This window comes from Pseudomonas sp. NFACC37-1 (assembly GCF_900101575.1).
GTDB classification, from domain to species: Bacteria; Pseudomonadota; Gammaproteobacteria; order Pseudomonadales; family Pseudomonadaceae; genus Aquipseudomonas; species Aquipseudomonas fluorescens_AA.
Genome location: NZ_FMUZ01000037.1, coordinates 1 through 11,884 on the forward strand (window position 1 = coordinate 1; position 11,884 = coordinate 11,884).

At 61.4% G+C, this 11,884-nt stretch carries 10 protein-coding genes; 4 read left to right on the top strand and 6 right to left on the bottom strand.

All coding sequences use genetic code 11. The features are described 5' to 3' along the window. Positions 1-325: 325 nt before the first annotated feature. The gene (locus tag BLP82_RS25705; protein WP_092174874.1) at positions 326-1,072 is read right to left on the bottom strand and encodes an SDR family oxidoreductase; all 747 of its coding nucleotides are present in this window, start codon (positions 1,070-1,072) and stop codon (positions 326-328) included. Between the two features lie 78 nt (positions 1,073-1,150). Next, entirely contained in the window at positions 1,151-2,029 is an 879-nt protein-coding gene (locus BLP82_RS25710) for a Dyp-type peroxidase (protein ID WP_092174879.1), read from the bottom strand. Positions 2,030-2,256: 227 nt separating this feature from the next. Between BLP82_RS25710 and ampC the strand changes: the two genes are divergently transcribed. Then, positions 2,257-3,405, top strand: a complete 1,149-nt coding sequence (gene ampC / locus BLP82_RS25715; RefSeq protein WP_092174884.1) for a class C beta-lactamase — start codon at positions 2,257-2,259, stop codon at positions 3,403-3,405. A gap of 177 nt (positions 3,406-3,582) precedes the next feature. Here the strand turns inward: ampC and BLP82_RS25720 are convergent, their stop codons facing one another. The 3 genes from BLP82_RS25720 to BLP82_RS25730 form a co-directional block, all read right to left on the bottom strand. Next, positions 3,583-4,128 (bottom strand): DUF4174 domain-containing protein, encoded by a 546-nt coding sequence (locus BLP82_RS25720; RefSeq protein ID WP_092174889.1) that lies wholly within the window; start codon positions 4,126-4,128, stop codon positions 3,583-3,585. 269 nt (positions 4,129-4,397) lie between these two features. Beyond that, complete coding sequence (locus BLP82_RS25725; protein ID WP_092174893.1) at positions 4,398-5,183, bottom strand: sulfite exporter TauE/SafE family protein; 786 nt, start codon at positions 5,181-5,183, stop codon at positions 4,398-4,400. Positions 5,184-5,290: 107 nt separating this feature from the next. After that, positions 5,291-5,995 (bottom strand): hypothetical protein, encoded by a 705-nt coding sequence (locus tag BLP82_RS25730; protein WP_225613378.1) that lies wholly within the window; start codon positions 5,993-5,995, stop codon positions 5,291-5,293. Between the two features lie 339 nt (positions 5,996-6,334). On the opposite strand from BLP82_RS25730, the gene BLP82_RS25735 reads away from it, so the two are divergent. Together BLP82_RS25735 and BLP82_RS25740 are read left to right on the top strand one after the other, a co-directional pair. Next, a complete protein-coding gene (locus tag BLP82_RS25735) occupies positions 6,335-7,486 on the top strand; it encodes an aldose epimerase family protein (protein WP_092174903.1) in 1,152 nt (383 codons plus the stop codon). A gap of 231 nt (positions 7,487-7,717) precedes the next feature. Next, positions 7,718-8,539: an aldo/keto reductase gene (locus tag BLP82_RS25740; RefSeq protein WP_092174908.1), complete on the top strand. Its 822-nt coding sequence runs from the start codon at positions 7,718-7,720 to the stop codon at positions 8,537-8,539. Positions 8,540-8,735: 196 nt separating this feature from the next. Here BLP82_RS25740 and BLP82_RS25745 read toward each other — a convergent pair whose 3' ends face one another. Then, positions 8,736-11,099: a DNA polymerase II gene (locus tag BLP82_RS25745; protein WP_092174913.1), complete on the bottom strand. Its 2,364-nt coding sequence runs from the start codon at positions 11,097-11,099 to the stop codon at positions 8,736-8,738. 317 nt (positions 11,100-11,416) lie between these two features. Here BLP82_RS25745 and BLP82_RS25750 point away from each other — a divergent pair, with 317 nt between their 5' ends. Further along, positions 11,417-11,857 (top strand): CBS domain-containing protein, encoded by a 441-nt coding sequence (locus tag BLP82_RS25750; protein WP_060738251.1) that lies wholly within the window; start codon positions 11,417-11,419, stop codon positions 11,855-11,857. The last annotated feature ends 27 nt before the right edge of the window (positions 11,858-11,884 follow it).

An 11,884-nucleotide genomic window follows, 5' to 3' on the forward strand; every position in this document is an offset into this window, starting at 1 on the left:
TGCGTGATAAATCACCAACTCATCTTTGGCGACATCAACACCCACGATCGGCTTTGCGACAGAAACCGGCATTGCCATTGAAAATCCTCCGGGCTAAGGTTTGAACACTTGAAGGGTTCACCCAGAGGCGCAGGCTTGTTCCTATCGTCGGTCTAGGCCAGATGCATTCTTTATCGGCGCTTGGGTGAAAGGAGGAGGGGTGAAATCTCCCACGGTCTGTACTGCGGCTAACAGTCAGAATCGAGCTTTGTCCCTCCTCCTCCCTTCAAGTCCTACCATACAAGCGAGCTTGCTCGCGATGGGGCCAGACCAGACAACCCGGGGGTCAGCGCCCACCCCCCAGGTCCACAAATGTCCCGGTGGCATAGGAAGCCTTGTCCGACAGGAGCCAGATAATCGCCTCGGCGACTTCATCCGGACGACCGCCCCGGGCCATGGGAATCGCCGACTCCAGCTTGCTGACCCGGTCCGGGTCGCCGCTCAGGGCATGAAAATCGGTGTAGATGTAGCCGGGACGCACCGCGTTGACGCGGATGCCTTCGCCGGCGACTTCTTTGGACAGGCCGACGGTGAACGTGTCCAAGGCGCCCTTGGAGGCCGCGTAGTCGATGTACTCGTTGGGTGAGCCCAGGCGAGCGGCCACCGACGAGACGTTGACGATGCTGCCGCCCTGCCCGCCATGTCGGGGCGACATGCGCAGCACCGCGTGCTTGGCGCAGAGAATCGGGCCCAGCACGTTAGTCTTCAGGATCTTGAGGATGCGGAATTCGGACATTTCATCGAGCCGGGCTTTCTGGGCAACCGTCCCGGCATTATTCACCAACGCCGTGACACGCCCCAGCTCGGCATCCACCCGGTTGAACAGGGCGATCACTTCGTCCTCGATGCTCACATCGGCGCGCACGGCAATCGCTTGCGCGCCCTTGGCCCGGACCTGTTCGAGCACCTCCTGCGCGGCGCTTTCATCGGACTGGTAGTTGATGCAGATCCGATAGCCCAACTCGGCAGCCAACAGCGCCGTGGCCGCCCCGATTCCGCGGCCGCCACCGGTGATGACGATGACTTTATCCACACTTGCTTCTCCCATTCCACGGATAGACGTCCGGCCCAAGGATAGCGTTCACGTCACGCTTTGCACAAACCGCTGCGCTTACCGGGCCAAGGCGCGCAGATCCAGGCGTCCGTCCAACAACGGCGGGCACCAGTAATAGCCGCCGGTGATCGGTCGACTCATGCGGTACAGGCCGTCGGTGATGCCGTCTTCCAGGCCGCTCATGCGCCGCAACTGAGCCTCGAAGGCATCGAGGGAGAAACCGAACGCCAGGAACATCAGCCCTGCACGGTCGCCTTCGATCCAGGGCATGGACCGACGGACCACGAATGCCTCCGGGGCAAAGCTTTCCTGGGCGGTGCGCTTGACGTGGGCCGATTCCGGCGCGTCGTCGATTTCTTCGTTGTCGCTCAGGCGCCGGCCCATGATGTTGTCGCGCTCATGGGGCTGCATCGCCGCGAAACCGTCCAGGTCGTGTTGCCATTGCTGGATCGCGGCAAAACTGCCACCGCGCACTCCGTCGGCACCCTGGGCCAGGGCGGCGGCGATGGCCGCTTCGTCGTGGGGGTTCTCGGTGCCGTCTTCATAGCCGGTCAGGTCATGGCCGGTCATGTGGCGGAAAGTCTCGTTCATCTGCACCAGGCGCAGCGCCGGGGCCAGTGCCGCTTCGATGGCGCGGCTGCGGTGCATCAGCTCGCCGCGGTCCTCACCGTGCAGCCAGCACCACAGGGCATGTTGGGTCGAGGGGTTGTCTACGCCTACGCCGGCCAACGCCGGAAAAGCCCGCAGGCCAGCGACCTGGGCGCCCAGGGCCTGGACCAGCGATTCGCCAAAGCCGATCACGGCCCGGCCATCGAGCAACAACAGGAGTTTGTCTAGCGCAGCCGGCAATGCCTCGACCGATTCCAGGGCAAAAAACAAATGACGGGCCTGAGGCGGAACAGGGGTGGCGAGAATGCCGGGCTGGTAGTAACTCATGTGAACTCCTTTAGAAAGAGCCGCGAGTTTACCCGGCGGCTGCCGCTTTGTGTGGTTTGGCTTGAGGTCCGGTCGCGCCGGGCAACCCGACCGTTTTGTGGGAAGGTTCCCGCGAGCCCGTCAGACGACTCAGAAACATCCCCCCGGACCGATAGCCTCGGATTGCCGGGCCGCCAAAAACGCCCTAGATTGAGCCCCTCCAGGAAGGCCAACGAGAACGCTGCACCATGCCAATTGCCAGATCGATACTCGCCGGGATTTTTTTCCTGGTCTGCGGGACATCCGTAAGCTCTGCCCAGGAACGCATTGAAGACACGGTCAATGCCGTCATCCAGCCCTTGATGAAACAACAGGACATCGCCGGCATGGCCGTGGCGATTACCTACAACGGTCAACGCCATTATTTCAACTACGGCGTGGCCTCCAAGGACACGAAAAAGCCGATCACCGACCAGACCCTTTTCGAAATCGGCTCGGTCAGCAAGACCTTCACCGCCACCCTCGGCGCCTATGCCCAGGCCCAGGGCAAACTGTCCCTGGCGGATCCGGCCAGTCGCTTTGCACCCGAATTGCGCGGCAGCGCCATGGAGGGCACCCGCCTGCTCGACCTTGCCACCTACACCGCCGGCGGCCTGCCCTTGCAGTTTCCCGACGAGGCGGATCATCCGGACCGGATGTTCAGTTACTACAAGAACTGGAAACCGCTCTACCCGGCCGGCACCCAGCGGCTCTATTCAAACCCGAGCATCGGCCTGTTCGGCTACCTGGCGGCCCGCAGCCTGGGGCAGCCATTTGACGAGGTGATGGAGCGCACGCTGATGCCTGGGCTGGGCCTCAAGCACAGCTATGTGCGGGTGCCGCGGGATCAGATGGGCCGATACGCCCAAGGCTATGCAAAGGACGGCAAGCCCGTGCGAGTCGGCACCGGCGCATTGGATTCCGAAGCCTACGGGGTGAAGACCAGTTCAACGGACCTGATTCGTTTCGTCGAGGCCAACCTGCGACCTGAAAAACTGGACGCGGACTTGAAGCAAGCCATCGCCACGACGCATACGGGTTTCTACAAGGTCGGCGGAATGAATCAGGGGCTCGGCTGGGAGTTCTACCCCGCCCCGTTCACCTTGGACGACCTGCTCGCTGGCAACACACCGCAGATGGCCCTGACCCCACAAAAAGCCGAATCTCTCGACCCGCCCCGCCCGGCGCCGGACGGCGCCTGGATCAACAAGACCGGATCCACCAACGGTTTCGGCGCGTACGCAGCGTTCGTGCCCGGGAAGGACATGGGGATCGTCCTGCTTGCCAACAGGAACTACCCGATCGAGGAACGGGTGAAGGCGGCGCACCGGATCCTGATGGCGCTGGATGGCCAATAACAAGGGCGACAAGTCCCGCTGTGGCGAGGGGATTTATCCCCGCTGGGCTGCGCAGCAGCCCTCCTAAGCGGTCACCCCGATCTGTCTGACACGCCAGATTGCCAAAATTCCAGGGCCGCTTCGCGCCCCAGCGGGGATAAATCCCCTCGCCACAAGGGCTTTCGGAGCTATTGGAAATCAATCCTCCAATGGCTTCGCCACCGCCGGCTTGGTTGCCTTGCCAGGCTTGGTGCCTTTGGCATCCTTGGCCGGAGCGGGCTCCGGAGCGGGAGGTGGCGCCGGAGGCGTCGCTTCTTTTTCCGCGGCGGGGAGTTTATCGACGGTGTCGAAGAGGTCTTTCAATTCGATCGCCCCGGAATGCTCAAGCTTCTTTTCCCCGTCCTTGCCCACCAGGATAATCTTGGTCTGGGCCCCGGCGCCCAGCTTGAGGGAACGGATCAGCGCCATGGTGCTTTGCGGGTCCAGGTCCTTGCCATCGCGCTGCCCAATGGTATTGAGCACGGTGTAGAGCACCATGTTGCGCTCGGAAAAACCCTGCTTGCCTGCCGGTTCATCCAAGGCCTTTTTCAGGCTGACCCAGGCCGGGTCGACTGTACTGGGCGCGATGACGATCAGGGGGCGTGCCCTGCCTGCATCCGCCACCAAGGGTGAGTCGCCATCGGCAGCGAACAGGGGGCCGGCGATGGCCAGCAAGGTAGCGAAGGTCAACGACCGAATGAGCATGCGCCTCTCCTTTTGATATTTACGCTGTACTGATTGCACAGGGCGGCGATTGTTCCGCGAGAGTCGCTCAATACTGCGCCTGCCTGCCTTGAAGCTTAGGCCAGGGGGATCATTGCGCAACCGTAGGGAGAGTGCGGCGCGAGAGTTGGAACGGGGATACTGTGGGAGCGAGCTTGCTCGCGATAGCAATCGCCCCGTCGACTTCGATGTTGACTGTCATGCCGCTATCGCGAGCAAGCTCGCTCCCACATTTGACCGGGGTAATCGTTCTAGAACGCCAGCTTGAACCCGATCATCGCCAGCATCACCGCCAGGCAGGGGCGCAGCAGCTCGTCGGAGATCCGTCCCGACAAATGACTGCCCAGGTAGATCCCCGGCAACGAACCGATCAGCAGGAAACCCAGGATGTGCCAGTCCATGTTGCCCATGCTCGCATGGCCCAGGCCAGCGACCAGGGTCAGCGGCACGGCGTGGGCGATCTCGGTGCCCACCAGGCGCTTGGTGACCAGGAACGGGTAGAGGATGAACAGCGCGACAGTGCCCAGGGCGCCGGCGCCAATGGACGTCAACGCGACCATCGCCCCCAGTACGAGACCGGTGATGACCGTCAGCACATTGAGACGCGCGCCAGAGGGGTTGTAGTGCCCCCCGGCACGGTCGTGGGCGAATTGCAGCAAACGCTTCTTGAACAGGATTGCCAGGGCGGTGGCGAACAACACGAAGCCCAAGGCTTGCTTGATCACCGCGTTCATGGCGTCGGGCGAACTGTGCAGGCTGCTGAGGAACCACAAGGTCAAGCCGACCGCCGGGACGCTGCCCAACGTCAACCAGCCGGTGATGGCCCAGTCGATGTTGCGGTTCTTGGCATGAACCAATACGCCGCCAGACTTGGTAATGGCCGCATACAGCAGGTCCGTACCCACCGCCGTCGCCGGGTTGATACCAAACCACAACAGGATCGGGGTCATCAGCGAACCACCGCCGACGCCGGTCATTCCAACGATGAAGCCGACCACCAGGCCCGCAACGACTAAACCGACATTACCGAAATCCATTAAACCCGTCTCAGCACGACCGCGTGAAAAATCTGGCCGCGAGCATAGCGATTTTTCTTATAACCCCCTATATCGATGTGATCTATCTTTATTCCTTTTCCGTAATTTCACTGGACCGGCAGGAAATTGAGGAACAGCAGGCTCTGGGCGTAATTCAAGCCGATCCGCCGGTAGCGCTCGTCGAGCATCTGGGTCAGCAGGTCCAATCGGGCGACAATTTTCCCGAACTCGACGGCAAAACTCAGGTTGCTGCCCTCCTCCGAGATCTCATTGGAAAACAGCAACGGCTTGCCGTCCTTGTTCTGCCGCTGGCTAAGCAGCCAGGTGGCTTTTTCGATGTTGCGCGCCGCATTGCTGACAAAACGCGGGTCGATGGTGTCGGTCATGTAGAACTCGAGGCGATTGCCGTGCGCGGTGACCAGCATGCTGCCGATGGCATAGATGAACGCCCCGACCCGATCACCGAGAAACTCCGGGCTCATGGCATAGCTCAGGGCGGCCAGGTCCTTCTTGCCACCCAGGGTCGGCAAGGGTTGTTGCTGCTCGATGGCCATGCGCACTTGTTTTTCTGCGGTGCGGGCGTCAAGAAAGCCGGATTTGCGCAGTTCCTCGGGGTTGCGCAGGTAAAGCTTGCTCATCAGCAGGTAGAGGCTTTGCAGGTTGTCGTGCATGGCCAGCGTTGCCATGCGGTCGACACTGGTCTGCAAGAACTCCTGGGGCTTGGCATTGCTGAACTGCGTGACCATGTCCTGCCCCTGTTGATGGCTGCAGCCACCGCTGAACAACATCGACACAGCGACCAACCCTGCCATGCAGGCCGGGCGCAACCTCGTCACAGAAGAAAAAACACCGGCCATCGAGTCTCAATCTGGGCTGGGGGAAGCGATGGGGGTCGCCGCTTCCAGGCCATGGATAGAGCGGCAAAAATCGCAAAAGTGCAGTGTCCAGAGAAAATCCTCGACCTTTGGCAAAGTCTTTTCTGCCTAATTAGTCTTACTTTTTAATTGATAAATCTTAATTTATGGCTATAAATCCCTTTTCATCCACCAAATAGAAAGACTACTAGACATAAAAGCCTTCATCGCTGTCCGACCAGTAACGGACTCGACCCGCGTTAAAACAACAACAAAACAACAGGAAGGAAGGTCACCATGCTTGAATCAAAACAACTGCTCACGGCCCTCGGAGTGTCTCTGATGATCGCCACCTCGGCTTCCCAGGCTGCCGGCCTGACCAATGAACGCGGTGCGTTCGGCAAGACCGACGACGGCACGGCGGTGGAAAAATTCGTACTGCGCAACAGCCATGGCATGGAGGCCACGGTCATCACCTATGGCGGCATCCTCCAGTCATTGAGCGTGCCGGACAAAAACGGCAAGGTCGCCGACATCGTGCTCGGTTTCGACGATGTGCAGGGTTACCAGGAGAATGGCAGCGTGTATTTCGGCGCGACCATCGGCCGTTTCGGCAATCGCCTGGCCGACGGCGCTTTCGAGCTGGACGGCAAGCGTTACCAAGTGCCGCAGAACGACCATGGCAACTCCTTGCATGGCGGGCCGCAAGGGTTCGACAAGCGTGTCTGGAAGGCCCAGCCCCATAATGCCAAGGACTCGGTGGGCGTCACCCTGACCTACCTGTCACCCGATGGCGAGATGGGCTTTCCCGGCGCACTGAAAACCGACGTCACCTACAGCCTCAATGAACAGAACGAGTTGCGCATCGAGTACCAGGCCACCACCGACAAGCCCACGGTGCTGAACCTGACCAACCACAGCTATTTCAACCTGGCCGGCGCAGGCAACGGCGACATACTCGAGCAGGTCGCGACCCTGCACGCGGCCCACTACACGCCGGTCACCGGCAAACTCATTCCCACTGGCGAACTGGCCCCGGTGGCCGGCACACCGATGGATTTCACCCAACCCACCGCCATCGGCACCCATATCAAGGCTGATCACCCCCAACTCAAGTTCGCCGAACCGAAACAGGGCGGCTTCGACTTCAACTGGGCACTGGACGCCAAGGGCGACGTGACCAAACTGGCCGCCGAGGTGTATGACACGGAGTCCGGACGACGCCTGCAGCTGTACACCACCGAGCCCGGCGTGCAGTTCTACACCAGCAACTTCCTCGATGGCACCGTCAAGGGCAAGCAAGGCAAGGTCTATCCACATTGGGGCGCGTTCACCCTGGAAACCCAGCACTACCCCGACTCGCCAAACCAGCCGAACTTCCCTTCGACGCGGCTTGATCCGGGCCAGACCTACACCCAGACCATGGTGTTGAAGTTCTCCGCGAAGTAACGCCCCCGCCAAATCGTTCCCATGCTCTTGTGGGAGCGAGCTTGCTCGCGATAGCGGTGTGTCTGCTTGTGATGATGCTGGATGGGCCGACGCCTTCGCGAGCAAGCTCGCGCCCACGGGTTGGTGTTGAGTTCGGATGCTGCGGGCTCGCGCAGAGCATGGGAACGATCCATCCGGGAACACTTGGTCTATCCTGCTGCCACACGTCAAAGCAAAAAACAGGAGATAGGCATGAGGACGCTGGAATTGGCGGGTGTGTCCGTACCGGTAATCGGCCAGGGCACCTGGCGCATGGGTGAAGAACCGTCCCATCACAAAAAAGAAGTCGCGGCCCTGCGATTGGGGATCGAACTGGGCATGACCTTGATCGACACGGCGGAGATGTATGCCGAAGGCGGTGCCGAGACCGTCGTTGGCGAAGCGATCACCGGCCTGCGGGACCAGGTTTTCCTGGTGAGCAAAGTCTACCCTCACAACGCCAGTCGCAAAGGCATTCCCCTGGCCTGCGAACGCAGCTTGCGCCGGCTCGACACCGATTACATCGACCTTTATCTGTTGCACTGGCGCGGGCAGTACCCTTTGGCAGAAACCGTCGAAGCGTTCGAACGCCTGCGCGAAGAAGGCAAGATCGGCCGTTGGGGTGTGTCGAACTTTGACGTCGATGACCTCGAGGAACTGGCCTCGCCGGCCTGCGCCACCAACCAAGTGCTGTACAACCTGCAGGAGCGCGGCATCGAATTCGACCTGCTGCCCTGGTGCCAGCAACGGCGCATGCCGATCATGGCTTACTGCCCGGTCGGCCAGGGCGGGCACCTGCTCAAGGATCACACCCTGGGAAAAATCGCCGAACGCCATCGGGCAACACCCGCGCAGGTCGCACTGGCCTGGTTGCTGCGCCAGGACAATGTGATTGCCATACCCAAGGCGGTGAAACCTGAACATGTGCGCCTGAATGCCGAAGCGGCCAGTCTCAGGCTCGAGTCTCAGGACCTGGCCGCCCTCGACCTGATATTTCCCCAGCCCCAGGGCAAGCAGCGGTTGGCGATGGTCTGACGCCTAAATACGGACCTTCGGCAACCCACTGATTTGTGGCGAGGGGATTTATCCCCGCTCGAGTGCGCAGCACTCGCAACTTTATCGGCACCACGAAATCTCAGGGGCCGCTGCGCGCCCCAACGGGGATAAATCCCCTCGCCACAGATCCACCATGTCCCCGGTCCAAAGAGTTCTGCAGGAATACACGGAAATCTCAGAACAACCCCATCTGCCCCCCCACCAACGTCGAAAAATCATCATCCACAAACGGCAGGATCGCATCCGCCACCGGCTGTAGTTGTTTGGTCACGTAGTGGTCGTAATCGATTGGCGCACTGCGAATTTCCAGCGGCTCGGGGCCGGCGACAGTGATGACGTAGCTGATCCAGCCGCCATTCTGGTATTGCCGCGGACGGCCCTGGCGCTGATTGAACTCATCGGCCAGCCGCGCGGCCCGCACGTGGGGTGGGACGTTGCGCTCGTAATCTTCCAGCGGCCGCCGCAGGCGCTTGCGATAGACCAGCCGATCATCGAACGCACCGGCCAGGGTCTGCTGCACATAATCACGCACATACTCCTGGTAGGGCTTACGGTGGAAGATCCGCCCGTACAACTCCTGCTGGAACTGGCGGGCCAGCGGCGACCAGTCGGTACGCACGGTTTCCAGGCCTTTGTAGACGATTTCATCGCTGCCGTCGGCGCGGGTCACCAGCCCGGCGTAGCGTTTCTTGCTGCCCTCCTCGGCGCCCCGGATGGTCGGCATCAGGAAGCGCTTGAAGTGCGTTTCGAACTGCAGCTCCAGCGCGCTCTCCAACCCGAACTCGGCACGCACCTGCTCACGCCACCATTGGTTGACGTGAGCCACCAACTCGCGACCGATCCTGGCCGCTTCCTCCTGACCATGGGCACGACGCAACCAGACGAACGTGGAGTCGGTATCGCCGTAGATCACCACATGGCCCTGGGCTTCGATCAACTGGCGGGTGCGCTGCATGATCTGGTGGCCACGCAGGGTGATGGACGAGGCCAGGCGCGGATCGAAGAAGCGACAACCACTGGAGCCGAGCACGCCATAAAAGGCGTTCATGATGATTTTCAACGCTTGGGACAGCGGCGCATTGTGTTCGCGCTTGGCGGTCTCCCGGCCTTCGGAGACCCGCGCGACGATGGCCGGCAGGCAATGTCGAGTACGGGAAAAGCGCGCCCCGCGAAAGCCCGGCACCGACTCGCGGTCATCCGGGTGACGCAGCCCTTCGATCAAGCCCACCGGGTCGATCAGGAAGGTGCGGATGATCGACGGATACAGGCTCTTGTAGTCCAGCACCAGCACCGACTCGTAGAGCCCCGGCTGGGAATCCATGACAAAACCACCCGGGCTGGCCTCGGGCGGACGCTGGCCGAGATTGGGGGCAACAAACCCCTGGCGGTGCATCAGCGGCATGTACAGGTGCGTGAAGGCTGCCACCGAACCGCCGCTGCGGTCCGCTGGCAGGCCGGTGACGCTGGCCCGTTCCAGCAGGAACTTGAGCAGCTCGGTCTTGGCGAAGATCCGCGTCACCAGCTCGCAGTCCTTGAGGTTGTAGCGGGCCAGGGCCGGCTTGTCCTCGGCGAACATGCGATTGATCTCGTCCATGCGCTGGTACGGGTTGTCGATGGACTTGCCCTCCCCCAGCAGCGTTTGGGCGACGTTTTCCAGGCTGAACGACGGGAAGCTCCAGGTCGCCGACCGCAGGGACTCGATCCCGTCGATGATCAGCCGACCGGCCGCCGAGGCGAAAAAGTGGTTGTTGCGTGCGCCGTGCTCGCGCCATTGCATTTCTTCGCCACCGCGGCCCAGGCGCAACGGCACCGCCAGCCGCCGGGCATGTTCATGCAGCACCCGCAGGTCGAACTGCACCAGGTTCCAGCCAATGATCGCGTCGGGGTCGAAACGGGCGAACCAATCGTTGAGTTTCTTCAGCAGCAGCGTGCGCGATTCGCAGTATTCCAGCTGGAAATCCACGCCGCTATCGTCGCCGTTAGGCGGCCCGAGCATATAGACCTGGCGCTCGCCGCAGCCTTCCAGGGCAATGGAATACAAATCGCCCTGGGCGGTGGTTTCGATGTCCAGGGACACCAGGCGCAACGGTGGACGGTAGTCGGGCGCCGGTTTCATCTGGGCATCCACCAGCAGGCCATCGGCGGCCGGCTTACCGCCGAACCACACCGGGGCGGTGATGAAGCGCTCCATCAGGTAGCGCTCCGGCGGCCGGATGTCCGCTTCGAACACCTCCACGCCGGCGCGGCGCAAGGTGCCGTCCAGGCGCATCAGTTGGGCGTGTTGCTGGCAATACAGGCCCAGCACCGGGCGATGCTCGAAATCCAGCAGGTCCAGGGGGCGTAGCTCTACCTGCTTCTCCCCTTGCAGCAAGGCTTCGAGCTGGCCGCGCTGGATCTGCGGCACGAAGGCCACCGACGTCTGCACCGGCAGGCGCACGCGCCGGGGACCGGCGTCGGTCGCCAGCCAGAACTCGACTTCGGTGCCGGCCGGGGTGTCGCGCCAATGCCGGGTCAGGACGAAGCCCTGCTGTAAATCCACCGCTGAAACCTCGAATTTTGCGTAGGCGACGATTCTACCTGTGGCGAGGGGATTTATCCCCGCTGGGCTGCGAAGCAGTCCAAAAACCTGCCAGCGCGGTGTGTCAGGTCGATGTCATCAGCTTATTGGGGCTGCTGCGCAGCCCAACGGGGATAAATCCCCTCGCCACAACAGCGCCTGACCACGGGATGGGTGGTAATTTCCCGGGCAATGACGCTTTTGGACGATTGGCCGCCGCTTTACCGCTTGCTCTGCGCCGTTGGGTCTACGATGCTTTAACAACCAGCAAAAACAACACCCCGACCCGAGGCTTCCCCATGAAAACCGTCGCGCAGTTGCTCCGGCTAAAAGATGATAAAAACCAGCAAGTGCACACCATCTCACCGGACGACATGGTATTGCAGGCCCTGATGCGCATGGCCGAGAAGAACGTCGGCGCCTTGCTGGTGGTGAAGGACGAGAAAGTGCTGGGGATCATCAGCGAGCGCGACTATGCACGCAAAATGGTCCTGCACGGTCGCTCGTCCGTGGGCACGAAAGTGAGCGACATCATGGTATCCCCCGTGATCACCATCGACCCGCACCAGAATGTCGAGACCTGCCTGAGCATCATGACCGACAAGCACTTGCGACATTTGCCGGTGGTGGAAGACGGCAAGCTCGTCGGGCTGCTGTCCATTGGCGACCTGGTCAAGGAAGCCATCGCCGAACAGGCCGACCTGATCCGACAACTGGAGCAATACATTCGCGGCGAATGATCGTTTCCATCGGGTTGCTCATTCTCA

Excerpts from the sequence above, each read along its gene's own strand:
- ampC (WP_092174884.1), top strand. The coding sequence starts at position 2,257 with ATGCCAATTGCCAGATCGATACTCGCCGGGATTTTTTTCCTGGTCTGC.
- BLP82_RS25720 (WP_092174889.1), bottom strand. The coding sequence starts at position 4,128 with ATGCTCATTCGGTCGTTGACCTTCGCTACCTTGCTGGCCATCGCCGGC.
- BLP82_RS25730 (WP_225613378.1), bottom strand. The coding sequence starts at position 5,995 with ATGGCAGGGTTGGTCGCTGTGTCGATGTTGTTCAGCGGTGGCTGCAGC.
- BLP82_RS25750 (WP_060738251.1), top strand. The coding sequence starts at position 11,417 with ATGAAAACCGTCGCGCAGTTGCTCCGGCTAAAAGATGATAAAAACCAG.
- BLP82_RS25710 (WP_092174879.1), bottom strand. The coding sequence starts at position 2,029 with ATGAGTTACTACCAGCCCGGCATTCTCGCCACCCCTGTTCCGCCTCAG.
- BLP82_RS25735 (WP_092174903.1), top strand. The coding sequence starts at position 6,335 with ATGCTTGAATCAAAACAACTGCTCACGGCCCTCGGAGTGTCTCTGATG.
- BLP82_RS25725 (WP_092174893.1), bottom strand. The coding sequence starts at position 5,183 with ATGGATTTCGGTAATGTCGGTTTAGTCGTTGCGGGCCTGGTGGTCGGC.
- BLP82_RS25740 (WP_092174908.1), top strand. The coding sequence starts at position 7,718 with ATGAGGACGCTGGAATTGGCGGGTGTGTCCGTACCGGTAATCGGCCAG.